We start from the raw sequence: 23,160 nt of genomic DNA, 5'->3' as shown, positions 1-23,160 counted from the left end.
GGCGTCGTTACTCGCCCAGCGCTGCCAAGCGCTCTTCCTCGTCCATCTGGATGCAGGATTCAACCACCGGCTGCAGGTCCCCGTCCATCACGGCGTCAAGGTTGTAGGCCTTGTAGCCGGTGCGGTGGTCGGCAATGCGGTTTTCCGGGTAGTTGTAGGTGCGGATGCGCTCGGAGCGGTCCATGGTGCGGATCTGGCTTGCACGCTGGGCCGAATTCTCCTTGTCGATGATCTCCTGCTGGTGGGCCAGCAGGCGCGAACGCAGCACGCGCATCGCGGCTTCGCGGTTCTGGATCTGCGACTTCTCGTTCTGCATGGCCACCACGATGCCGGTGGGCAGGTGGGTAATGCGCACCGCGGAGTCGGTGGTGTTCACCGACTGGCCGCCGGGGCCCGAGGAACGGTAGACGTCGATCTTCAGGTCGTTCTGGTGGATGTCGACTTCTTCGGGCTCGTCCACTTCGGGCAGGACCAGCACGCCGGCAGCCGAGGTGTGGATGCGGCCCTGGGATTCGGTGACCGGCACGCGCTGCACGCGGTGCACGCCGCCTTCGAACTTCAGCTGGGCGTAGACGCCTTCGGCCGGGTCATTCGATTTGCCCTTGATGGCAACCTGGGCGTCCTTGTAGCCGCCGAGGTCGGACTCGTTGAAGGAGATCATCTCCACCTTCCAGCCCTTGTGCTCGGCGAAACGGGTGTACATGCGCAGCAGGTCGGCTGCGAACAGCGCTGCTTCGTCGCCGCCCTCGCCGCCCTTGACTTCGAGGATCACGTCGCGGCCGTCGTTCTCGTCGCGCGGGATCAGCAGGCGGCGCAGCTTCTCCTCGAGCTCTGGCAGGGCGGCGGTGAGGGTTTCCACCTCTTCTGCGAAGTCCGGATCCTCGTCAGCCATTTCCTTGGCTGCTTCCAGGTCCTCGGTGGCGGCGTGCCACTTGTTGTAGGCCTCGACGATGCCGTTCAGCTGTGCCGAGCGGCGGCCGAGCTTGCGGGCCAGCGCCTGGTCGGCGTACACCGCTGGATCCGAGAGCTGCGCCTGGATTGCGGCATGCTCTTCTAGTAGCGACTTGACGGACTCGAACATGGTGGGTGTGCTTCCTTGTTGGCGTTTTCCGCGCAGTGCCGCCGGCTATTGCGGCTGGGGCACTGCTGGAATTCAATTCTAAACGCTGCGCCGGCCGGGGCCGGCGTGCGAGGTGTCACTACGCGCCGATGGCGTCCAGCCAGCTGCCGGTGCGGCAAGCTGGCTGGACGCCATGGCGGTGGGTGGTGCTAATCCTTGTTTGGAGTGGTCTTGTTGACCAGCATCAAGAATTCCGCGTTCGATCCGGTTTCGCGGATCTTCCCGGTGAGCACTTCCAGTGCCTGCTGCGGATCGATGCCCGAGAGCATGCGGCGCAGGCGCCACATGATGCGCACCTCTTCGGCACTCATCAGCTGCTCTTCGCGGCGGGTCGAGGAAGCGTTGACATCCACTGCCGGGAAGATGCGCTTCTCGGCCAGCTGGCGCGAAAGGCGCAGCTCCATGTTGCCGGTGCCCTTGAATTCCTCGAAGATGACCTCGTCCATCTTGGAACCGGTCTCCACCAGGGCGGTAGCCAGGATGGTCAGCGAGCCGCCATTCTCGATGTTGCGGGCTGCACCGAAGAAGCGCTTCGGCGGGTACAGCGCTGCCGAGTCGACGCCGCCGGAGAGGATGCGGCCCGAGGCCGGAGCGGCCAGGTTGTAGGCACGGCCCAGGCGGGTCATCGAGTCCAGCAGGACCACGACATCCATGCCCATTTCCACCAGGCGCTTGGCGCGCTCGATGGCCAGCTCGGCCACGGTGGTGTGGTCATCGGCCGGACGGTCGAAGGTCGAGGCGATGACCTCGCCCTTCACGGTGCGCTGCATGTCGGTGACTTCTTCGGGACGCTCATCAACGAGCACCATCATCAGGTGCACTTCCGGGTTGTTGATGGTGATCGCGTTGGCAATGGCCTGCAGGATCAAGGTCTTGCCGGCCTTCGGAGGCGAAACGATCAGGCCGCGCTGGCCCTTGCCGATTGGCGCGACCAGGTCGATGACGCGCGGGCCGACCAGCTTCGGATCGGTTTCCAGGCGCAGGCGCTCGGTCGGGTACAGCGGGACGAGCTTGTTGAACTCGACGCGTTCGCGGTTGTCCTCTGGCTTCTTGCCGTTGACCGAAGTCAGCTGCACCAGGGCGTTGAACTTCTGGCGCGGGTTCGGGGTCTCGCCCTCGCGTGGCTGGCGGATGGCGCCAACGATGGCGTCGCCCTTGCGCAGGTTGTACTTCTTGACCTGGCCCAGGGTGACGTAGACGTCGTTCGGGCCGGGCAGGTAGCCGGAGGTGCGCACGAAGGCGTAGTTCTCCAGCACGTCCAGGATGCCGGCGATCGGCAATACGACGTCGTCCTCGCTCAGCTGCGGCTCGTCGTCATCACGGCGGTTGCGGCGGTTGCGGTTGTTGCGATCGTTACGGTCGTTGTTGCGATCGTTGCGATCATTGTTGCGCTCGCGGCGGTTGCTGCGGTCATTGCGATCGTTGCGGTCGTTGTTGCGCTCGCGGCGTTCGCGGCGGTCATTGCGGTCGCCACGCTCGGAACGGTCCTCGGTGTTCTCCGAGTCGTTCGAGTCGTTGTTGCGATCGTTGCGATCGTTATTGCGCTCAGCACGATCGTTATTGCGCTCGTTGCGGTCGTTGTTGCGCTCGTTGCGGCGGTTGTTGCGCTCGCGGCGCTCTTCGCGGCGGTCGGTGCGCTCTTCAGCGTTCTCCGACTCGGCAACTTCGGTGCGCTCGGTGCGCTCGGTGTTGCGATCGCGGCGGTTGCCACGCTCACGGCGATTGCCGCGCTCGCGGCGCTCTTCGCGTGCTTCGCCGTTGTTCTCGGCGTTCTCCGCCGGTGCCTCGGCCTGCTCGGCTACCTGCTCTGCTGGCTGGTCAACCGGCTTGTTGTTCCGCGAGTTGCGGCGCTGGCGTGGAGCCTTGGACTCCTCGGCTGCTGCCTGGTTCTCGGCTGGAGCCTCGGTAGCGGCTTCGTTGGCTTCGGCAGGAGCCGCAACCTTGCCCGAGTCGGTCACACGGCGCGAGGTGCGGCGTGCGCGAGCTGGCTTTTCAGCCGGATCTTCAGCAGTCGCGCCGGCCTCTGGTGCGCTCTCGGTCTCAGCCTGCGCCTGGGCCGCGGCCTTTGGCGCACGACGTGCACGGGTCTTGGTTTCCTTGGCCTGCTCGGCTGGAGCTTCAGCCTTCGCTGCGGGAGCTTCGGTCTTGGCAGACTTCGCTTCCTGTGCGGCCTTGGCGTCCTTGGCGGCAACGGAGCCACCGCGCTGGTGGTCGCCGATGGCCTTGACCAGATCAGCCTTGCGCATCCGCGAACCGCCGGTGATACCCAGCTGCGAAGCCAACTGCTGGAGCTGGGTCATTTTCAAAGAGGCCAGTCCGGCGCTCTTGTTTTCGGAAGTCTTGGTGTCCACGCCTTCGTTGAGGCTCGTGGTTTCGGTCACGAAAGTTCCTTCTGACTCGTAGGATGGGCCGCTTCAAGGCAGGCCCACTATGCCGTAAATGATGTTCAGCAGCCGAAGATTTCGTGGCTACTTCACTTTCTCCCCGCAAGATGGCCCAGAATTCGGGGCAAAACTGCAGTGGATTAGAGAGACTGACATCTCCTAGGCACGAAGACGTACCTGAATGCGGGATATCAAAGTTGCTGCGAACTGCAGGAAGATCCGGGACGGCTGGACGGATGAAATGGGGTTCGAGAACCGAATTTATCCGCATCAACACTGGCCACAAAGGATTCGGACCGGGCTACTGCCCAGCTATCCGGCCTGCCATGGTGTTACAGCACTTCTACTGTAACACCGTTGGCGGCCAGCTTGGGAACTTCAGCACGCCAAGACACTGGAGATCCTGCAGAGAATTCATCGATGGCCGCTTGCACGGCAGCGACCTGTTCATCGCGGGCCACCAGGGTCAACACGGTCGGTCCGGCGCCGGACACCACTGCGGCCAGTCCTGCACCGCGCAGCTTGGCAATCAGCGCCGCGCTTTCGGGCATGGCCGCGGCGCGATAGTCCTGGTGCAGGTAGTCCTTGGTGCCGCCCAGCAGCTGGCGCGGATCGTTGCTCAGCGCATGGATCAGCAGCGCGGCGCTCGCGCTGTTCGCCGCGGCTACCGCGTGGTCGACCTGTGCAGGCAGCGCGCCGCGCGCGACCTCGGTGGACAAGCCATTGGACGGGATCGCCAGCACTGCGCGCAGGTCCGGGTGCAGGGGCACCTGCACCGAGCTGAAGCTGCCGGCGGCATCGGTGGCAGAGATGCTTAGTCCGCCAAAGACCGCCGGAGCCACATTGTCCGGGTGCCCTTCCCACGCTGCAGCCGCCTGGAAGATCCGCTCGGTCCCGCCACGGGCTGGGGCCGGAAGCAGCGCATCGGCGGCGGCGTAGGCCGCGACGATCGCCGCGGCCGAGGATCCCATGCCGCGCGCGTGCGGGATGTTGTTATGCGCGACCAGCTGGACGCCTACCGGTTCAAAACCGGCGTCGTTCCAGTAACGGTGCATTTCCTTGATGATCAGATGCGACTCATCGCGTGGCAGCTCCTGCGCCCCATCGCCGAAAATCTCGACGCTGCTGGACTGCGCGGTGCGCACTTCGAGGCGGTCGCGGTATTCCAGAGCCAGGCCCAGCGAGTCGAAGCCAGGACCGAGGTTGGCTGAGGTGGCCGGCGGGGAAACGATCAACTTCTGGCCCAGGGCGATCTGCTGCGTCATGGTTCCTTCAAGAATTCGGTGCGATAGGTATCAGGTGCGCAACGGCCCGCCGCGATTGTCTCCCCGGTCCGGGAGAGCCAATAACGCGGCGGGCCGTCGTGCTGCCGGCGGCTGGCCGGCGAAAAGCTGCTAGGCCAGGCCCAGCGCGCCGGCGACCTCGACCACGTCGAAGGCCACCTTCTTCGGCGCAACTTCCGAGCCGTCGGCCTGCTTCAGGGCCCAGTCCGGGTCCTTCAGGCCGTGGCCGGTCACGGTGATCACGATCTTCTTGCCGGTCGGCGCAGTGCCGGCGGCGTGGTGCTTGAGCAGGCCGGCCACGCCGGCTGCCGAAGCTGGCTCCACGAAGACGCCTTCGCGGCTGGAAAGCCAACGGTGGGCTTTGAGGATCTGCTCGTCGGTGACCGAGTCGATCTGCCCGCCGGATTCGTCGCGGGCGGCTTCGGCCTGTTCCCAGGATGCCGGATTGCCGATGCGGATGGCGGTGGCGATGGTATCCGGTTCGGTGATCGGGTGGCCGGCCACGATCGGGGCGGCCCCGGCAGCCTGGAACCCCCACATGACCGGGTTCTTGGTGGACACCGGCTCCAGTTCCTTGCCGGCTTCGTTGGTCCACTTGGAGGAATACTCCTTGTAGCCCTTCCAGTACGCGGTGATGTTGCCCGCGTTGCCTACCGGCAGCAGGTGGTAATCCGGGGCGTCGCCCAGGAAGTCGACGACCTCGAAGGCGCCGGTCTTCTGGCCCTGGATGCGGGCCGGGTTCACCGAATTCACCAGGAACACCGGGTAGTTCTCGCTGAGCTTGCGCGCAACTTCCAGGCAGTTGTCGAAGTTGCCGTCGATCTGGATGATGTCCGCACCGTGGGCGATCGCCTGGGACATCTTGCCCATGGAGATCTTGCCATCCGGAACCAGCACCGCGCACTTCAGCCCGGCCTGGGTTGCGTAGGCGGCGGCCGAAGCGGAGGTGTTGCCGGTGGAGGCGCACACCACGGCCTTGGCGCCGGCAGCCACCGCGGCGGTCATCGCCATGGTCATTCCGCGGTCCTTGAAGGAACCGGTCGGGTTCATGCCCTCGACCTTCAGGTACACCTCGTTGCCGGTCTGCGCCGACAGCGCCGGGGCGTAGACCAGCGGGGTGCCGCCCTCGCCCAGGGTGATGACCTTGGTGTTTTCGTCTACTGGCAGGCGATCGGCATATTCGCGGATCACTCCGCGCCACTGGTGAGCCACGTTAGTTTCCTTCAACTCGCATAACGGATAGAACAGAGTGCACCGCGTCCAGCGCGGTCAGCGCCTCGACGGTGCTGGCCAGGGCCGCTTCGGTGCCCTGGTGGGTCAGGATGCGCAGCTGCGCGCCGGCTTCGGCGTCCACCTGCTGGCTCATCGACTCGATGGAGACCCCGTGCTCGCCGAAGACGGTGGCGATGGCTGCCAGCACGCCGGACTGGTCCTTGACCGACAGGCCAATCCAGTAGCGGGTGTCGATGGCCTCGAAGTCCAGCATCCGTGGCGCCTGGTTGACCGAGCCGTTGGGCAGCGGGGCTCCGGCAGCGATCTGGCGGGCCACGGCAACGACGTCGCCCATGACCGCCGACGCGGTCGGGTTGCCGCCGGCTCCAGCCCCGTAGAACATCAGGTCGCCGGCGTTCTGCGCTTCGACGAACACGGCGTTGAACGCGCCATGCACGGTAGCCAGCGGGTGGCTGCGGCGCACCAGCGCCGGGTAGACGCGCACCGAAATCCCGGCTTCGGCCTGCTCGGCGATGGCCAGCAGCTTGATCACGTAGCCGGCGGCGGCCGCGGCCGCGACATCGGCGGCGCTGACTTCGGTGATGCCCTGGGTCCAGACCTGGTCCGAGGACACGGTGGTGTGGAAGGCCAGCGAAGCCAGGATCGCGGCCTTCGCGGCGGCATCGTGCCCGCCCACGTCGGCGGTTGGATCGGCTTCCGCGTAGCCCAGCGCCTGGGCTTCGGCCAGCACGTCGTCGAACGCGGCACCGGTGGTGTCCATGGCGTCGAGGATGAAGTTGGTGGTGCCATTGACGATGCCCATCACCTTGGTGATGTGGTCCCCGGCCAGCGAGTCCGCAATCGGGCGCAGGATCGGGATGGCCCCGGCCACCGCGGCCTCGTAGCGCAGCTGGGCGCCGTTGCCGGCAGCGATCGCGTTCAGTTCGGCGCCCTTGAGTGCAATCAGCGCCTTGTTGCCGGTGATGACGCTGGCACCCTTGGCAAGGGCGGCGGCGATGTATTCGCCGGCCGGCTCCATGCCGCCGAGCAGTTCGATGACCACATCGGCCTGGGCGATCAGCCCGTGGGCGTCGGTGGTGAAAAGCTCCTGGGGCAGCACTGCATCGCGCTTGGCATCCGGGTTGCGCACGGCAATGCCGATCAGTTGCAGGCCGGCGCCCGAGCGGGCAGCCAGTTCGTTTGCATCTTCCAGCAGGATCCGGGCCACCTGGGCTCCGACCGTGCCGCAACCCAGCAGGGCTACCTTCAGGTTCTTTTCGCCGCTCAATTAAACTCCCATGTCACGGGCCAACAAGTCTGTTTCCGTTTCCCTGCGCACGATCAGACGGGCTTGGCCATCGCGTACCGCTACCACCGCGGGGCGGGTGAGGTAGTTGTAGTTGCTCGACAGCGCCCAGCAGTAGGCGCCGGTGGCCGGAACGGCGATCAAATCGCCGGCCGCCACGTCATCGGGCAGGTAAACGTCCTTCACGACTATGTCACCTGACTCGCAATGTTTCCCAACTACACGAGAAATAATTGCGTCGTTTTGCGTCATACGGCTAGCCAGCACGGCGGTATATTGCGCGTCGTAGAGCACCGGGCGCGGGTTGTCGCTCATCCCGCCGTCCACTGAAATGTAGCGGCGCGGGTGCAGGGCTCCGGCCTCGTCTTCCACCTGGACGTCCTTGCGCACGCCGGCCTCGTAGAGGGTGAAGGTGCTCGGGCCGGCGATGGCGCGGCCCGGCTCGATGGAAATGCGCGGGCATTCCAGCTCGAGTTCGGCGCAGGTCGCCGAGACCACTTCGGCCATCTGGCCGGCCAGCTTGGCCGGGGTGGAGGGGTGGTCCTCGGAGGTGTAGGCAATGCCGTAGCCGCCGCCCAGATCCAGTTCGGGCAGGGAAACACCATGGATCGAGCGGACCTTGGCCAGCAGGCCGAGCATGGTGCGGGCGACCATTGCGAAGCCCTCGGCCTCGAAGATCTGCGAACCGATGTGGGCGTGCAGGCCCAGCAGGTTGATGTTCTGCGCCTCGATCGCCTGGGCGACCGCACGCAGCGCAGGAGAAGTGCCGGAGGCATCATCCAGGATGGACAGCCCGAACTTCTGGTCCTCGTGCGCGGTGGCAATGGCCTCATGGGTGGAGGCGTGCACGCCGGGGGTAATGCGCAGCATGACCTGCGCGCTCTGGCCCATGGCGTCAGCGATCGAAATCACCCGGTCCAGCTCGTCCAGCGAGTCGATGACCAGGCGCCCGACGCCCATTTCGATGGCGCGGGTGATCTCAGCAGCCGACTTGTTGTTCCCGTGCAGCGAGAGGTTGGCAGCGGGCACCTTGGCGGCGTTGGCCACGGCCAGTTCGCCCCCGGAGCAGGTATCCAGGCGCAGGCCCTCGTCGGTCACCCAGCGGGCCACCTCGGTGCACAAGAACGCCTTGCCGGCGTAGTAGACGTCGACTCCCCCGCACAGCTGCCTGAACGCGTCGTCGAAGGCGGTCTTGAAACCCCGGGCGCGGGCGCGGAAGTCGTTCTCGTCGAGCACGAACAGCGGGGTGCCGAACTCGGCGGCCAGCTGGGAGACGGGAAGGCCCTGGATGGACAGTTCGCCGCCAGCCTCGCGGGAAACCCCCGAAGCCCACTCGATCTGTCGAAGTGCGTTGATGTTTTCCGGGAATTGCAGCCATTGCGGGGCTAGCGGCGATACGGCCATAAGGTCTTACATCCTCTCTGGGGCGGAAACGCCCAGCAGTTCCAATCCATTTGCCAAAACGGTGGTGGCGGCGTCGTTCAGCCACAGGCGGGTGCCGTGCACCGGCGCGACCGCTTCACCTTCGCCCACCGGGGTGATGCGGGTTGCGGCGTACCACGAGTGGTAGGCGCCGGCGACCTGCTCCAGGTAACGGGCAATGCGGTGCGGTTCGCGGAATTCCGCGGCACCGGCAACCACCGACGGGAACTGGCCGAGCACGGCCAGCAGCTCGTTTTCGGTCGGGTCGGTCAGCAGCGCGGCATCGAAGCCGTCACGGGTCACGCCCTTGGCGGCGGCATTGCGGGCCGCGGCGCACGAACGGGCATGGGCGTACTGGACGTAGAACACCGGGTTGTCATTGGTGTTCTTCTTCAGCTGCTCGGGGTCCAGCGCGATCGGCGAATCAGCCGGGAAACGGGCCAGCGAGTAGCGCAGCGCGTCGGCGCCGATCCAGTTGATCAAATCGCGCAGCTCGATGATGTTGCCCGCGCGCTTGGACAGCTTGGCTCCGTTGACAGAGATCAGCTGGCCGATCAGCACCTCGATGTTCTTGTCCTTGTCATCTCCCGCGCAGGCGGCGATCGCCTTCAGGCGGTTGACGTAGCCGTGGTGGTCGGCACCCAGCAGGTAGATCTTCTCTTCGAAGCCGCGGTCTTTCTTGGACAGGTAGTAGGCGGCATCCGCGGCGAAGTAGGTCGGCTCGCCGTTGGCGCGGATCAGCACGCGGTCCTTGTCATCGCCGAAGTCGGTGGTGCGCAGCCAAACCGCGCCCTCCAGATCGAAGATGTGGCCCTGCTCGCGCAGGCGGGCCACGGCGTCAGCCACCGCACCGCCCTCATGCAAGGTGGTTTCGGAGAAGAACACGTCGAAGCTGACGCCGAAGTCGGCCAGGGTGGACTTGATGTCTTCGAGCTGCGCCTTGTAGGCGGCGTCGCGCAGGGCAGGAATGGCTTCTGCTTCGTCCAGCTCGCGCAGCTGCGGGGCTTCGGCCAGGACGGCGTCGCCCAGTTCCTTGATGTATTCGCCCGGGTAGCCGCCCTCTGGCACTGGCAGGCCGTGGATGCGGTTGTACACCGAACGGGCGAAGACGTTCATCTGGTTGCCGGCATCGTTAATGTAGTACTCGCTGGTCACCGAAGCGCCCGAAGCGCGCAGCACGCGGGAGATGGCATCTCCCAGCGCGGCCCAGCGGGTGTGGCCGATGTGCAGCGGGCCGGTGGGGTTCGCGGAAACGAATTCCATGTTGACCACGTGGCCGGCCAGGGCCTCGTTGCTGCCGTAGGCGGAACCAGCCTCGACGATGGTGCGGGCCAACTCGCCGGCAGCGCCGGCTTCGAGGGTGATGTTCAGGAAGCCGGGACCTGCGATGTCCACGGCGCCGACTCCTGGGACCGAAGCAAGTCGGGTGGCCAGGATCTGGGCGAAGTCGCGCGGGGCCATGCCGGCCTTCTTGCCCAGCTGCAGCGCGATGTTGGTCGCCCAGTCGCCGTGTTCACGGCTCTTCGGGCGGTCCACGCGTACGGTCTCTGGCACCTCGACGGAGATTTCGCCGGCGGCTACGGCTTCGGTGAGGCATGCGGATATTGCTGCGGAGAGTTCTTCAGGAGTCACCGTTCAAGAATACCGGCAATTGCCGTGCTTCTTCAGCATTCATGACTTGCATCGCCTGTGAGACTGGCCCAACCCGGTGACTTTTGCAACACATGCGTGCCAGGGTGCTGGAATTGCGCAGATCAAGTGACGACCTGATAGTATTTTTCCTGTTGCCCAGCAACACGCCTCTGTAGCTCAGTGGATAGAGCGTCTGCCTCCGGAGCAGAAGGCCGAAGGTTCGATTCCTTTCAGGGGCACCACCTAAATTGCAGGTCCTGGTTACCAGGGCCTGCTATTTTTTTCGCTCTTCTTCTCACGCCGCAGCTCGCGCGAGGCCACGAATCTTCTCCGTTCAGCATTTTCTGGCAGCTTCCCCGTCGCCACAACCTTTAGCTTCGGCTAGGCCCTAAACTCGGATAAACCAACAAGCGCTTAAGGGCACCATGAAAAAAACCATTCTCATTACCGGAGCCAGCGACGGGATCGGGGCCGCATCGGCCCGAGAACTTTCACGACAGGGGCACCAGATTGTCGTTGTCGGTCGGTCGCAAACCAAAACCCAGGCCATCGCCCATGAGCTAGGCGCCAGCTATTTCGTGGCAGACTTCAGCCAGCTCGCACAGGTACGCGGCCTGGCCACGCAGTTGCTCCAGAAGTATCCCCGAATTGATGTGCTGGCTAATAATGCCGGCGGGATCAAGGCAGAGCGCGAACTGACCGTGGATGGATTCGAAAAGACTTTCCAAGTCAATCACCTCGCGCCCTTCCTGCTCACGAATCTGTTGTTGCAACGACTAATCGATTCGGGTGCCACGGTCATTCAGACCGCCAGCATGGCTGCGCGTCTCATGGCCAAATTCGACATTGCGGACCTACAGGGCGAAAACAGCTACTCACCGAGGGCCGCCTACGGCAATGCAAAGTTGGCGAACATTCTGTTCACCTCGGAATTACAGCGGCGCTTTGGCGGTTCCGGGATTAACGCCGTGGCGTTCCACCCCGGGATCGTTGGCACCAGTTTCGCCTCGGACTCCAAGGGGTTATTGAAGTTCCTTTACCACGGTCCGCTTAGGCGCTTCTTCACGGTCGACTCGAGCAAGGGTGCCGACCAGCTCGTCTGGCTTGCGGAGGCGAAGCCTGGCGTGCAATTCGAACCGGGCGCCTACTACGAGTCGGGAAAGATCGCATCGAAGGTCAACCCGCTGATCCATGATGAGGTACTAGCGAAGCAACTCTGGGACCGCTCGGCGGCCTTGCTTCAAATCCAGAACTGCACATAGGGGATCTCGGAGTCGACCCGACCGGCCTATTCGGGAACTACTGCCGGCATGGACCGGGCTCGTCACCAATCCGAGATGGCGATACCCGCATCAAATTGCCCGCGGCCGCTAACTGCCCACCGCTTGATGGAAAGAGCGATACTCCATCCACTCGACACTGAATTCGCATCGCTGCCATTCAAGAGTTCCTCGGCAAACTACCCGAGCGAAAACGCGGGAAATCGAAGTACTCTCATGAACTCTTGATTTTATCCCGCTAAAAGATAATCTTGACACATGACGAAACGCCTCTTTGGAATCATTTCACTTGCTTCTGTGATTGCTTTGGCACTGTCTTCATGCAGCCCTTCGACTTCCCCTGAGACAGCGCTTGGAGAGATTCCTTCGTCAGATACGTCGGCCAGCACCTCGGAATCGCCAGTTCCCCTAAGGAAGCATGCCGAATTCCTCGCCCAGAGCGAAGACTCCTTCCAGATTCTCAATGAAACTCATTCCGTGGGCTCGACCACTCTGCGCCTCGGGGATCTTCCCGGAGGATTTGATTCAGTTGGCTTCATAATTTCATGTGATGCAACGTCCCCTTGGGAGATTATCCTGCTAGGTGGATCAAAAACCGGTGCGAGTGGTTGCGATTCGAATTCAGAAATATATACGAGTCTTTCTACCCCGGCACATCAAATCAACACCAATGAGGTACAGCTCGAATTCAAAGAGCCGGTGGGAGTCTGGGTCACTGTTTATGCCACGAATGAAGACTAAACAGGCGTTTCCGATGTTTCATTTGGACACTAGGCGAAAAGCCTAAAGACATCGCGCGGCAGCTGACTGTCCGCGCTAATGATTCGGCGAAAGCCTAACCGGCATTGCCGAGAGGGAACCAAAGCTCCACTTAGAGCAATAGCCGGGGAAATTTCGCTTTGTATCGCGCTTACGAGATACCCGGATACCAAGAATCCTGAATCACTAGAATTGCAAAGCTTAGGGATCAACCGTGGATGACTGGGACGCCGGATGCTCGGGCGCAGCAGGATACAGTTCCTCCGGTAGCCCTATAGTGAATCCTTCCTCACGGATACTATGGCCACCGACCCACAGTGAGTGCCGAGCATACTGGTTACCGTCAGTCAGGTGAACGGATACTGCGCTTCCAAACTGCTCTCCAACCACGACCGACACATTTTCAGGTGTAATGCCGTGGTTCTCTAGAATCTGCCGAGTCTGGCTGACCATCTCGTCATCCAGGTTTCCTCCTGGAAATGGCGAAGTAACCCGGCAAACTCCAGTGCGATCGCCAGCATACGCAGCAACTACCAATTCCGTGCCCGCCTGCTCTAACGAGCTGACGGGTTTGCGGCCATCGCAGGTTTCATCGGAGTATTTCCCAGTCAAAGAGCAACCCGACAGCAATCCAGTGATGAGAGCCAGACCGACGATTCCTGTCGCTGCAGCTATGGGCGCCGCTTGGGTTCTCAAGAGTCCACCATTCGTTTCGCAGAAGGTGTTAATCCTAGGCAGGTTTATAGCAATGCATCTTTAACTGCATGAATATTTCTCAAATTCATATTGAGTATCGAAGATCAGCTGCATGAGTAAACCCATTAATGCCAACTACGATGTCAGAGCTACGGCCGCGCATGTCGCGCTCTCTCATGAGCCAGCAGTTGAAACGGCAGAAATCGAGTCTTCCACCATGCCGTACCTCGTGAACTAGGATCTTGACAGCGCAGGCAGGCCGACAGGTGTAGAACTGATCCATCCTGCTGGTCACTGCCCCAGCCATGTCCAGTCTGCTCATCGCCGGCAATGCACGTGCCGAGGGGCCCTATCGCCGTTGCGGGTACCAATGGACAGGACAGCAAGTCATCGACCGGAGCTCAGGACGCGTCGAGCACCGCCTGCGCAAACCGCTGCCTTAAACCCGACAGGCCCCGCACCCATCGGGTGCGGAGCCTGCGCAGATGCTGGCCAGCGGCTACTGCAGCATGGTCTTGTCATCGAGCTGTGCGCCCTTGATCTTGCTGAATTCCTCCAGCAGGCCCTTGACGGTCATCTTGGACTTCTCTTCCTGGTCCAGGTCCAGGATGATCTGCCCGTCGTGCATCATGATCAGCCGGGTGCCCAGCTGCAACGCCTGTTCCATATTGTGCGTCACCATCAACGTGGTCAGCTGGTGGCGTTCGACAATTTCCTTGGTCAGGCGCGAGACCAGCGCGGCACGCTGCGGATCCAGGGCCGCGGTGTGCTCATCGAGCAGCAGGATCTTGGGCTTGGAGAAGGTGGCCATCAGCAAGCTCAGCGCCTGGCGCTGGCCGCCCGAGAGCAGGCCCACCTTGGTCTTCAAGCGGCCTTCCAAACCGAGTTCCAGGCTCTTGAGCTCCTCGACGAACAGCTCGCGCCGCTTGGAGCCTACGCCCAGGCCCAGCCCGCGGAAACGGCCGCGGGCGTAGGCCAGAGCCATATTCTCCTCGATGGACATGGTCGGCGCAGTGCCGGCCATCGGGTCCTGGAATACCCGGCCGATGTACTTGGCGCGGGTGTAGTCGGCCATCCTGGTGACGTTCTTCCCCGCGATGGACACCGAACCGGCATCGGGCTGCAGCTTGCCTGCAACCATGTTCAGCACGGTGGACTTGCCGGCACCGTTGGAGCCGATGACGGTGACGAATTCACCGTCGGACAGGTTCAGGTTGATGTTGCGCAGCGCCTTGCGTTCGTTGACAGTTCCCGGGAAGAACGTGCGCGACAGGTTCTTGATTTCAAGCATTGGTGCGAACCTCTTCCTTGGTTTCAACTGCTGCTGGGGTGCGCTTGAAGTTCTTGATGATCTTCTGGAAGCCCTTCCACTTCGGCAGCAGCAGGGCGACGACGACGAGGACCGCGGAGATCAGCTTCATGTCGTTGACCTCCAGGCCTGCCGACAGGGCCATCTGGATCACCAGGCGGTAGATCACTGCGCCGAAGACCACCGCAATGGCGGCCAGCCAGATGTAGCGCTGGGTGAAGATCGCCTGGCCGACGATGACCGAGGCCAGGCCGATCAGGATCAGGCCGATGCCCATGCCGATATCGGCGAAGCCCTGGTACTGGGCGATGACCGCACCGGACAGCGCCACCAGGCCGTTGGACAGCGCCAGGCCCAGGATCTTCTGGTTGTCGGTGCTCACGCCGAAGGAACGGATCATTTCCTGGTTGTCGCCGGTGGCCCGCATGGCCATGCCCAGCTCGGTGTGCAGGAACCAGACGATCGCTGCCACGAAGACCAGGCAGACGGCAAAGAGGATGGCCACCGACGCCCATGAGCCGAGCAGGCCCGAGACGCGCATCGGGCTGATCAGGGTCTCCTCCCCCAGCAAGGGGGTGTTGGCCTTGCCCATGATGCGCAGGTTGATCGAGTACAGCGCGATCATGGTCAGGATGCCGGCGAGCAGGCCGTCGATCTTGCCCTTGGTATGCAGCAGGCCGGTAATGACACCGGCAACCATGCCGGCGAAGAAGGCCAGCACGGTGGCCAGCCAGGGATTCATCCCGTTCACGATGCCCACCGAGGCGACGGCGGCACCGGTGGTGAAGCTGCCGTCGACAGTCAGGTCGGGAAAGTCCAGGATACGGAAGGTCAGGTACACCCCGAGCGCCATGATGGCGTAAATCAGGCCGAGTTCAACCGCTGTGATCATGTGTGGATCCTTGAGTTGTAAGTTTTGCAGGTAATCACGACGAAAGGCGAGGCACCAGGTTATGCGCCTCGCCTTGCGTCGGTAAGTTGTTGCCGGGGCTTAGTAGACCTCTACGGCTTCGGACTTCATCTCGTCGGTGAATTCGATGCCTGCCTTCTTGGCGGCATCTTCATTCAGGTAGAGATCGACCTCGGAGATGGTCTCCACCGGCAGGGTTGCCGGCTCGGCCTCGCCCTTGAGCAGCTTCACGGCCATGGCAGCGGTCTGCGCGCCCAGCTTCTCGTAGTTGATGCCGTAGGTTGCGGTAGCACCGCGCTTGACGGACTCGCCGTCAGCCGAAATGACCGGCACGCCGTTCTTCTCGGCAACCTGCAGCAGGCCTTCCAGGGCGGAAACGACAGCGTTGTCCGTCGGAACGTAGTACGCGTCGACATCCAGCGAGCTGGCGGCCTGCTGGACTTCGCTGGACGCCGAGACAGCGGCTTCTTCAATGGTCAAGCCCAGGCCCTTGGCTGCTTCCTTGGCCATCTTCACCTGGACTGCGGAATTGGCTTCACCCGAGGAGTAGACAATGCCGACCTTCTTGGCATCGGGCACCAGGTCCTTGAGCAACTGCAGCTGCTCGTCGACCGGGTTCATGTCCGACGTGCCGGTGACATTCGCGCCCGGAGCTTCATTGGAGGCAACCAGCTTGGCATCAACCGGGTCGGTCACAGCGGAGAAGAGCACCGGAACCTTGGTGATCGCCTGCGCCGCGGCCTGGGCCGACGGGGTAGCAATTGCCAGCACCAGGTCGATATCCGAATCAGCGGCGAGCTTGCCGGCAATCGAGGTGTTGGTAGCCTGATCGGTTTCGGCGTTGTTCTCGTCGTAGCTGATCTTCTCGCCGGAGTAGCCGGCTTCTTCCATGCCTGCCTTGAAGCCGGTGACCACTGCGTCCAGCGAAGGGTGCGAGACGAACTGGGAGATGCCGATCTTGACGGCCTCGTCGCCGCCCTCCGCGGTGCCCTGCTCGCCACTGCCGCCGCAGGCGGTCAGGGCCAGAGCGCCAGCTGCTGCGATGGCAGCGAATTTCATGGCGGTGAAGCTCTTCATTGAAGTTCCTTTCAAAGTTCCCTTGCGAGTGATTCCCACCGATAGCGCGGAAGCCTGGTTATGAAGCGCAACTGGTGCGCAGCATGCGGGAACCGTCCAGGCATCACGTCGATGATTACCCTCGATCTTACATGTGAACGACCTCACCTTGCCTACAATCAAGGTCTATTCCTAGACGTTTGCATCTTGATACGGATTCTTGTGGACACAAATGCTCCGCCGGGAAGCAGAATCTGGAAGTTTTGTATTTACCGGCCCGAACTTGTCGACAATTGCTTGGACAATCTGAAAATTTGACTCATGGAGCAATGCGTCCGGGCGCACATTTCCTGCCCCGAATCGGGCTTCGGCCCGGCGGCCACCACGAAAATGCGTGGCGCGAATAGAATGGGAACATCATGGCGCTCAGCATTACGTATCCCGAAGCCCTTCCCGTTTCAGCCCGCCGCGAGGACATCCTCGCCGCGGTCCGCGAAAACCAGGTCGTGGTAATCGCCGGCGAAACCGGTTCGGGCAAGACCACCCAGCTTCCCAAGATGCTCATCGAGCTCGGCCTGGCCGAGAAGGGCATGATCGGGCACACCCAGCCGCGCCGCCTGGCCGCGCGCACCGTGGCCGAGCGCATCGCCGAGGAAATGGGCACCGAAATCGGTGAGGAAGTCGGCTTCCACGTGCGCTTCACCGGCGAGGTCTCGCGCAAGACCAAGCTGAAGGTGATGACCGACGGCATCCTGCTGGCCGAGATCAAGCGCGACAAGCTGCTCAAGAAATACTCGGCAATCATCATCGACGAGGCCCACGAGCGCTCCCTGAACATCGACTTCCTGCTGGGCTACCTCAAGCAGATCATGCCCAAGCGCCCCGAGCTGAAGATCATCATCACCTCGGCCACCATCGACCCGCAGCGCTTCGCCGAGCACTTCGGCAAGCCGCTGCCCGGCGGCGGCGTCGAGCCTGCCCCGATCCTCGAAGTTTCCGGGCGCACCTTCCCCGTCGAATTGCGCTACCGCCCGCTGCAGGCCGAGCTCGATGTCGACGCGGATGAGGCTGCGGAGAACTCGCTGGAGGAAGAACGCGACCCACTGGATGCGGTCACCGACGCGGTCAAGGAACTGAGCGGCGAAGCGCCCGGGGACATCCTGATCTTCTTCTCCGGCGAGCGCGAAATCCGCGACGCGGCCGAAGCCTTGCGCGCCATGGTCACCGCCAATAGGCGCCTGCCGCGCTATGAGGTGCTCCCGCTGTTCGCCCGGCTGTCGCTGGCCGAGCAGCACCGGGTCTTCCACCCCGGTGGCGCCCCGCGCATCATCCTGGCCACCAACGTCGCCGAGACCTCGCTGACGGTGCCGGGCATCAAGTACGTGATCGATACCGGTACCGCGCGCATTTCGCGCTATTCGCACCGCACCAAGGTGCAGCGCCTGCCCATCGAGCGCGTGTCGCAGGCCAGCGCCAACCAGCGTTCGGGACGTTGCGGCCGCGTGTCGGAGGGCATCGCCATCCGCTTGTACTCGGAGCCCGACTACGAGGCGCGTCCCGAGTTCACCGACCCGGAAATCCTGCGCACCAACCTGGCCAGCGTGATCCTGCAGATGATCTCCATGGGCGTGGTCGCTTCGGCCGCCGAGGTGGCCAGCTTCCCGTTCGTCCAGCCGCCCGAAGCCAAGGCCATCACCGATGGCGTGAACCTGCTGCGCGAGCTCGGTGCGCTGGAGCAGGACAAGGCCGCGAAGCTGACCGAAACCGGCAGGGCGCTGGCGGTGCTGCCGCTGGATGTGCGCCTGGGCCGGATGATCGTCGAGTCCGCACAGCGCGGGGTCGCCAAGGAAGTGATGGTGCTGGCTGCCGGGCTGAGCATCCAGGACCCGCGCGAGCGTCCCAGCGAGGAAACCGGGCAGCGTGATCGTGCGGTGGAGCTGCATAAGCGCTTCGCCGATGACAAGTCCGACTTCATTGCGCTGCTGAATTTGTGGGCCTACCTGCAGGAGCAGCAGAAGGAGTTGTCCTCCTCGGCTTTCCGCCGGCTGTGCAAGAACGAGTTCATCAACTACCTGCGCGTGCGCGAGTGGCAGGACCTGTTCACCCAGCTGCGCCAGCTGGCCAAGCCGCTGGGCATCACCATGGCGGCCGCCCCGATCGACCCGGCGGCCAATGAGGACCAGGTGCACAAGTCGCTGCTGTCGGGCCTGCTGGGGCACATCGGGCTCTACGATGAGCGCAAGCGCGACTATCAGGGCGCGCGCGGCACCCGTTTTGCGATCTTCCCCGGCTCGGGCCTGTTCAAGAAGTCCCCGACCTGGGTGATGTCCGCCGAGCTGGTGGAAACCTCGCGGTTGTGGGCCCGCACCAACGCGGCCATCTCCCCCGAATGGGTGGAAGAGCTGGCTCCGCACCTGCTCAAGCGCACCCACTCCGAGCCGCACTGGTCCAAGCGCACCGGTTCGGTCATGGGCTACGAGAAGGTCACGCTTTTCGGGCTGCCGATCATCCCGCGCCGCCAGTTCCACTACTGGCGGGTGGATAAGGACCTGGCTCGCGAGCTGTTCATCCGCCACGCGCTGGTGGAGGGCGATTGGCGCACCCACCATAAGTTCTTCGCCAAGAACCGGGCGCTGCTCGAAGAAGTCGAAGAGCTCGAAACCCGCATGCGCCGCCATGACCTGCGCATTTCCGATGAGGACCTGTTCGCCTTCTACGATGCCCGGGTGGGCGCCGAGGTCTACTCCGAGCGCCACTTCGACCGCTGGTGGAAGAAGGCCCGCGCCACCGATCCGTCGCTGCTGGACTTCGACCCCGAGGCGCTGCTGGCCGAGTCCGATGCGGTTGACGAGGCCGCGTTCCCCACCACCTGGCAGCTGGGCAGCATCCACCTGCCGCTGTCCTACGAGTACAACCCGGCGGCCGCCCCGGGAGAAGGCGATGGCGTGTCGCTCACGGTCCCGGTGGTGTTCTTGAACCAGCTGGATCCCGCGCGCTTCGCCTGGCTGATTCCGGGGTTGCGCCACGAACTGCTCACCGCGCTGATCCGTTCGATGCCCAAGGCCATCCGCAAGAACTTCGTGCCTGCCCCGGATGTGGCGGCCAAGGCGCTGGCCATGCTGGAGGCGGACTTCGACCCGGCGGCCGATGACCTGGCCGACTCCCTGGCCTTGGTGCTGCGCCGGCTGCGTGGCATGGTCGTCGAGCCTTCGGTCTTCGACTTCTCGACCCTGCCTGCGCATCTGCGCTTCGGCTTCACCGTCACCGATGCATCGGGGAAGGTGCTGGGCAGCGGCGATGACCTGGCCGCCTTGCAGTACAAGTTCGCCGCGGCCAACCGCGCCGCGCTGGCCAGCGGGGTCAACTCCCCCGGTGCCGCCACCGGCAAGCCGGGCATGCCTGGCAAGCCTGCGGCCGCGTCAAAGGCGCAGTCCAGGAAGAAGGGCGCCGCGGCCACCGCAGCGGCGGCCACCGGCGCCTGGGACCAGAAGTCGCTGGATCATTGGCCGCAGCTGGAATCATCAGGCGATACCCTGGGCGATACGCTGCCTGCCAAGGTCACCACCACGGTGATGGGCCAGCAGATCACCGCCTATCCGGGGCTGATGGACACCGGCGAAAAGGTCGACCTGAGTGTTTTCCGCACCCAGGCCGAGCGCGATGCGGCGCACCGCACCGGTGTCATCCGGTTGCTGATGCTGCGCTTGCCGCCTGCCGGGAAGTTCGTGATTTCGCACCTGAAGAACGCTGAGAAGCTGGTGTTCACGCAGAACCCGCACGGGTCCATCGAGAAGCTGATTGCCGATTGCACCATGGCCGCGGTAGACCAGCTGGTGCCCGAGAAGCTGCCGATGAACCGCGCCGAATTCGAGGCGCTGTTCGAGACGGTACGCGCCGAGCAAATCGACACGGTCTTCACAATCACCGCGATCGTGGCGAAGGTCTTCGGCTCCTCGACCCGGATCAACAAGGATCTGAAGAGCACCAACTCCCTGGCGATGTTCGCGGCAGTCACCGATATCCGCTCGCAGCTCGAGCAGCTGATCTATCCGGGCTTCATCGCGGCCACCGGGGCAGCGAACCTGATGCGCCTGCCGCGCTACGTGCAGGGCATCGAGAAGCGCTTGGAGAAGCTGCGCGCAGGTGCGGTCACCCGTGATTCCCAGGCCCTGGTCGTGATCCAGAAGCTGGAAGACGAATACGATACCGCCCTGGATCGGGTTCCGCCCGGAGCCCGGGTGCCGGCGGACTTGGCCCAGGTGAAGTGGATGCTGGAGGAAATGCGCATTTCGCTGTTCGCCCAGGAGCTGGGCACCGCCTATTCGGTCAGCGAAAAGCGCATCCGCAAGGCGATCAGGGATTCGCTGGCGCAGCTATAGCGGCCAGCTGAGGATCCCAACGTAGACGGCGGTGCCGCCCAGCACGCTGAGCACCGCATTGGACTTGAGCAGGTGCAGCACCACGGTGGACGCCAGGGCGGTGGCCACCGGCCACGCCACGGCCGGATCCGCAATGCCTGCAGGCACCGTGGAAGCAACCAGCACCACCATGATTCCCAAGGGCATGCGCAGCGCCAGGTAGTTGATGAACGCGTTGCTGCGCAATTTGGCGATGAAGGCGAAGGGCAAGGCGCGCAGCCCGAAGGTCACTGCGGTGCTCAGCGCGATGGCCGAGAAGAGGTAGAGGCTATCGGGCATCGGCTGCTTCTCTCGCCTGCTGCCCGCCGGCCTGCTGAGCGATGCCGGTGCGCCGGCGCAGCAGGTAGGCCGCCGCAAGTCCGGCCAGGAAAATCGCCATGGCCACCACCATCATGCTCTGCGGTGCGATCCAGCTGGCCGCCACGGCGCTGATCAACGCCAGCATGGACAGCGGCACACTGCGGTAGGCCTTGAACGCTTCGATCGCCAGTACGGCAAACAATGCGGTCACCGCGAATTCCAGGCCCCTGATGGATTCGGGGATCATCGATCCCAGCAGCGATCCGCCCAGCACGCTGGTGGTCCAGCTTGCATGGAACAGGCTCTGGATGGCCAGGATCCGCGTCGAGGAATAGTCCTTCCGCTCGGCCTGCAGGGTCAGCGCATAGGCCTCATCGGTCAGCGCAAACATGCTGTAGATCTTCGCCCCCTTGCCCTTGACCCGGTGCAGCGGGAAAGAGATCGCATAGAATACGTGGCGGAAATTGACTACCAGCGTGGTCAGGGCGATATGGGACAGCGGCGCCACGGCGGCAAGCAGCCCGATCAAGAGGAATTCCAGGGAACCGGCGAACACCAGCCCGGCAAGCAAGGGAGCCGACCACCAGGGCAATCCCGAGCGCACCAGCAGCACGCCCAGGGCCAGTCCCAATGGCATCACTGCAAGACTGGCGGGAAGCACATTTTTAGCGCCCAGCCTGATCTGCTGCCATCGGCCCTCGTCGGACAAAGGCCGGGAACCTTTAATTGCCAGTTTTTCGCTCATGAAGCAATATTAGGAAATTCGGGGCCAAATATGGTTGCCAATTCTAGCCAACTGGCGGGTTGGATCGGCAATAATAGATGCATGGATGATCTTGACCGCGCAATTATTGCCGAACTGGAAAATGACGGCCGCATCAGCAACCTCGAGCTCTCGCGCAGGGTGGGCCTGACCCCCGCTCCCTGCCTGCGCCGCGTCCAGCGCCTGGAGGCCGACGGAATCATCCATGGCTACAAGGCGATCGTCAATCCCAAGGCCTATGGCAGGGGCTTCGAGGTCACCGTGGCCATTGACGTCGAAATGAACAACGAGCACAGCCTCGACGAATTCGAGAAGGCGGTGGACACCGTTGCCGGCGTTACCGAAATACGCCGCCTCTACGGCCAGCCCGACTACTTCCTGCGCATCCAGGTGGCCGATGCCGAGGCCTACGACCGGGACCTGATTCCCAAGCTGACCGCCCTGCCGGCGGTCCGCCGCGTCACCTCCCACATGACCATGCGCCGGGTGAAGGGCTAGGGCACTGCGGGCGTGGCGATCACCTGCACGCCATCTTCGTAGATGATGGTGCCCGGAGCACTGCTTTCCAGCTTCTCCCAGCCGATCCGGTGCGCGTCGAGCAACCGCAAATACGGCTCGACGCGCTCCAGCAGGTGCTGCGCGCTGCCCTTGAACCACGCCACGGCCCCGGGGTTGATCGCATGATCGTAGATATCCCGATGGGTGCGGCTCGGGTTCGGATAGGCAGCGTCGTACCAGTCATTGCCCGCACGCCAGATGGCGTGTTCGGCGGCGCTCAGCTTCCCGCCGCGGCCCAGGGAATTGGCCAGCGCGAAAATCCCCAGGTGCACGCCGCGGTGGTTGGGCTCGGTGCCCTGGTAGCGGATGAATTGCACCGGCTAGGCCTCGGGCACGAATTCCCCGTGGCCATCTTCGCGCAGGCCCGCGCGAAGCGCTTGCGCGTTCTTGTCCATGGCCGCCGGATCCGGGTTATCGGCCGCATTGGACAGGTCGAAGTCCGCCAGCGAGTTGGTCGGCCAGACATGCACATGCAGGTGCGGCACCTCGAATCCGGCGATCATCAGGCCCGCGCGCTGCGCGGAGAACACGCGCTTCTGGGTGCGCCCGATCTTGGCCGCGACCAGGGTCAGATGCGCAACCAGCTCGTCGGAGGCATCGGTGAACTCGTCGATTTCCTCGCGCGGAACCACCAGTGCGTGCCCGTCGGAGAGCGGCCCGATGGACAAGAACGCCACGCAGGTTTCGTCCTCCCACACGAAGCGGCCCGGGATCTGCCCGTTGATGATCTTGGTGAACAGCGTACTCATTGC

General features: G+C 63.5%; 19 protein-coding genes and 1 tRNA gene. 6 read left to right on the top strand and 14 right to left on the bottom strand.

Features of this window, described 5'->3' with window-relative positions; translation table 11 throughout:
• Positions 1-7: 7 nt before the first annotated feature.
• The 7 genes from prfA to argS all read right to left on the bottom strand — a co-directional run bounded on the left by prfA (position 8) and on the right by argS (position 10,359).
• On the bottom strand, positions 8-1,081 hold the full coding sequence (prfA, locus tag AAZQ98_RS14875; RefSeq protein WP_105658405.1) for a peptide chain release factor 1: 1,074 nt from the start codon (positions 1,079-1,081) through the stop codon (positions 8-10).
• 188 nt (positions 1,082-1,269) lie between these two features.
• On the bottom strand, positions 1,270-3,501 hold the full coding sequence (gene rho, locus AAZQ98_RS14870) for a transcription termination factor Rho (RefSeq protein WP_434693362.1): 2,232 nt from the start codon (positions 3,499-3,501) through the stop codon (positions 1,270-1,272).
• Positions 3,502-3,836: 335 nt separating this feature from the next.
• Positions 3,837-4,769: a homoserine kinase gene (gene thrB / locus AAZQ98_RS14865; protein WP_434693359.1), complete on the bottom strand. Its 933-nt coding sequence runs from the start codon at positions 4,767-4,769 to the stop codon at positions 3,837-3,839.
• A gap of 129 nt (positions 4,770-4,898) precedes the next feature.
• Complete coding sequence (thrC, locus tag AAZQ98_RS14860) at positions 4,899-5,999, bottom strand: threonine synthase (RefSeq protein ID WP_434693357.1); 1,101 nt, start codon at positions 5,997-5,999, stop codon at positions 4,899-4,901.
• 1 nt (position 6,000) lies between these two features.
• Positions 6,001-7,287: a homoserine dehydrogenase gene (locus AAZQ98_RS14855; protein WP_105662581.1), complete on the bottom strand. Its 1,287-nt coding sequence runs from the start codon at positions 7,285-7,287 to the stop codon at positions 6,001-6,003.
• On the bottom strand, positions 7,288-8,709 hold the full coding sequence (gene lysA, locus AAZQ98_RS14850; RefSeq protein WP_434693354.1) for a diaminopimelate decarboxylase: 1,422 nt from the start codon (positions 8,707-8,709) through the stop codon (positions 7,288-7,290).
• A 6-nt stretch (positions 8,710-8,715) separates the two neighbouring features.
• Entirely contained in the window at positions 8,716-10,359 is a 1,644-nt protein-coding gene (argS, locus tag AAZQ98_RS14845; protein ID WP_105662579.1) for an arginine--tRNA ligase, read from the bottom strand.
• A gap of 166 nt (positions 10,360-10,525) precedes the next feature.
• Here argS and AAZQ98_RS14840 point away from each other — a divergent pair.
• The 4 genes from AAZQ98_RS14840 (at position 10,526) to AAZQ98_RS14825 (ending at position 13,332) form a co-directional block, all read left to right on the top strand.
• Positions 10,526-10,601: transfer RNA gene (locus AAZQ98_RS14840), tRNA-Arg, on the top strand.
• Between the two features lie 183 nt (positions 10,602-10,784).
• Positions 10,785-11,621: an SDR family NAD(P)-dependent oxidoreductase gene (locus AAZQ98_RS14835; RefSeq protein ID WP_332727315.1), complete on the top strand. Its 837-nt coding sequence runs from the start codon at positions 10,785-10,787 to the stop codon at positions 11,619-11,621.
• Between the two features lie 276 nt (positions 11,622-11,897).
• The gene (locus tag AAZQ98_RS14830) at positions 11,898-12,380 is read left to right on the top strand and encodes a hypothetical protein (RefSeq protein WP_434693352.1); all 483 of its coding nucleotides are present in this window, start codon (positions 11,898-11,900) and stop codon (positions 12,378-12,380) included.
• Positions 12,381-13,206: 826 nt separating this feature from the next.
• A complete protein-coding gene (locus AAZQ98_RS14825; RefSeq protein WP_434693349.1) occupies positions 13,207-13,332 on the top strand; it encodes a hypothetical protein in 126 nt (41 codons plus the stop codon).
• A 261-nt stretch (positions 13,333-13,593) separates the two neighbouring features.
• Here AAZQ98_RS14825 and AAZQ98_RS14820 read toward each other — a convergent pair whose 3' ends face one another.
• The 3 genes from AAZQ98_RS14820 to AAZQ98_RS14810 form a co-directional block, all read right to left on the bottom strand.
• Positions 13,594-14,385, bottom strand: a complete 792-nt coding sequence (locus AAZQ98_RS14820; RefSeq protein WP_133834474.1) for an ABC transporter ATP-binding protein — start codon at positions 14,383-14,385, stop codon at positions 13,594-13,596.
• Positions 14,378-15,295, bottom strand: a complete 918-nt coding sequence (locus AAZQ98_RS14815) for an ABC transporter permease (protein WP_105658396.1) — start codon at positions 15,293-15,295, stop codon at positions 14,378-14,380. Before AAZQ98_RS14815 ends, AAZQ98_RS14820 begins: the two co-directional genes overlap by 8 nt.
• Positions 15,296-15,394: 99 nt before the next feature.
• Positions 15,395-16,390: an ABC transporter substrate-binding protein gene (locus AAZQ98_RS14810; RefSeq protein WP_434693347.1), complete on the bottom strand. Its 996-nt coding sequence runs from the start codon at positions 16,388-16,390 to the stop codon at positions 15,395-15,397.
• 398 nt (positions 16,391-16,788) lie between these two features.
• Between AAZQ98_RS14810 and hrpA the strand changes: the two genes are divergently transcribed.
• Entirely contained in the window at positions 16,789-20,748 is a 3,960-nt protein-coding gene (hrpA, locus tag AAZQ98_RS14805) for an ATP-dependent RNA helicase HrpA (protein WP_434693345.1), read from the top strand.
• Here the strand turns inward: hrpA and AAZQ98_RS14800 are convergent.
• Together AAZQ98_RS14800 and AAZQ98_RS14795 are read right to left on the bottom strand one after the other, a co-directional pair.
• Positions 20,743-21,066 (bottom strand): branched-chain amino acid transporter permease, encoded by a 324-nt coding sequence (locus AAZQ98_RS14800; protein WP_332504321.1) that lies wholly within the window; start codon positions 21,064-21,066, stop codon positions 20,743-20,745. The genes hrpA and AAZQ98_RS14800 overlap by 6 nt on opposite strands.
• Entirely contained in the window at positions 21,056-21,832 is a 777-nt protein-coding gene (locus tag AAZQ98_RS14795) for an AzlC family ABC transporter permease (protein WP_434693342.1), read from the bottom strand. The genes AAZQ98_RS14800 and AAZQ98_RS14795 overlap by 11 nt, the downstream gene beginning before the upstream one ends.
• An 81-nt stretch (positions 21,833-21,913) precedes the next feature.
• On the opposite strand from AAZQ98_RS14795, the gene AAZQ98_RS14790 reads away from it, so the two are divergent.
• Entirely contained in the window at positions 21,914-22,348 is a 435-nt protein-coding gene (locus AAZQ98_RS14790; protein ID WP_400290744.1) for an Lrp/AsnC family transcriptional regulator, read from the top strand.
• On the opposite strand, the gene AAZQ98_RS14785 is transcribed toward AAZQ98_RS14790, so the two are convergent.
• Together AAZQ98_RS14785 and AAZQ98_RS14780 are read right to left on the bottom strand one after the other, a co-directional pair.
• Positions 22,345-22,725, bottom strand: a complete 381-nt coding sequence (locus AAZQ98_RS14785; protein WP_434693340.1) for a hypothetical protein — start codon at positions 22,723-22,725, stop codon at positions 22,345-22,347. The genes AAZQ98_RS14790 and AAZQ98_RS14785 overlap by 4 nt on opposite strands.
• 3 nt (positions 22,726-22,728) lie before the next feature.
• On the bottom strand, positions 22,729-23,157 hold the full coding sequence (locus AAZQ98_RS14780) for an HIT family protein (RefSeq protein ID WP_105658389.1): 429 nt from the start codon (positions 23,155-23,157) through the stop codon (positions 22,729-22,731).
• Between the last annotated feature and the right edge of the window lie 3 nt (positions 23,158-23,160).

The sequence above is a fragment of the Glutamicibacter sp. Je.9.36 genome, assembly GCF_051129975.1.
In the GTDB taxonomy this organism is placed as follows: Bacteria; Actinomycetota; Actinomycetes; order Actinomycetales; family Micrococcaceae; genus Glutamicibacter.
This window is presented reverse-complemented; position numbering and strand designations above follow the sequence as displayed.

What these genes read in the sequence shown, in the direction of transcription:
- prfA (WP_105658405.1), bottom strand. Translation starts at nt 1,081, where the DNA reads ATGTTCGAGTCCGTCAAGTCGCTACTAGAAGAGCATGCCGCAATCCAG.
- thrB (WP_434693359.1), bottom strand. Translation starts at nt 4,769, where the DNA reads ATGACGCAGCAGATCGCCCTGGGCCAGAAGTTGATCGTTTCCCCGCCG.
- lysA (WP_434693354.1), bottom strand. Translation starts at nt 8,709, where the DNA reads ATGGCCGTATCGCCGCTAGCCCCGCAATGGCTGCAATTCCCGGAAAAC.
- AAZQ98_RS14835 (WP_332727315.1), top strand. Translation starts at nt 10,785, where the DNA reads ATGAAAAAAACCATTCTCATTACCGGAGCCAGCGACGGGATCGGGGCC.
- AAZQ98_RS14830 (WP_434693352.1), top strand. Translation starts at nt 11,898, where the DNA reads ATGACGAAACGCCTCTTTGGAATCATTTCACTTGCTTCTGTGATTGCT.
- AAZQ98_RS14825 (WP_434693349.1), top strand. Translation starts at nt 13,207, where the DNA reads ATGAGTAAACCCATTAATGCCAACTACGATGTCAGAGCTACGGCCGCG.
- AAZQ98_RS14820 (WP_133834474.1), bottom strand. Translation starts at nt 14,385, where the DNA reads ATGCTTGAAATCAAGAACCTGTCGCGCACGTTCTTCCCGGGAACTGTC.
- AAZQ98_RS14815 (WP_105658396.1), bottom strand. Translation starts at nt 15,295, where the DNA reads ATGATCACAGCGGTTGAACTCGGCCTGATTTACGCCATCATGGCGCTC.
- AAZQ98_RS14810 (WP_434693347.1), bottom strand. Translation starts at nt 16,390, where the DNA reads ATGAAGAGCTTCACCGCCATGAAATTCGCTGCCATCGCAGCAGCTGGC.
- hrpA (WP_434693345.1), top strand. Translation starts at nt 16,789, where the DNA reads ATGGCGCTCAGCATTACGTATCCCGAAGCCCTTCCCGTTTCAGCCCGC.
- AAZQ98_RS14800 (WP_332504321.1), bottom strand. Translation starts at nt 21,066, where the DNA reads ATGCCCGATAGCCTCTACCTCTTCTCGGCCATCGCGCTGAGCACCGCA.
- AAZQ98_RS14795 (WP_434693342.1), bottom strand. Translation starts at nt 21,832, where the DNA reads ATGAGCGAAAAACTGGCAATTAAAGGTTCCCGGCCTTTGTCCGACGAG.
- AAZQ98_RS14790 (WP_400290744.1), top strand. Translation starts at nt 21,914, where the DNA reads ATGGATGATCTTGACCGCGCAATTATTGCCGAACTGGAAAATGACGGC.
- AAZQ98_RS14780 (WP_105658389.1), bottom strand. Translation starts at nt 23,157, where the DNA reads ATGAGTACGCTGTTCACCAAGATCATCAACGGGCAGATCCCGGGCCGC.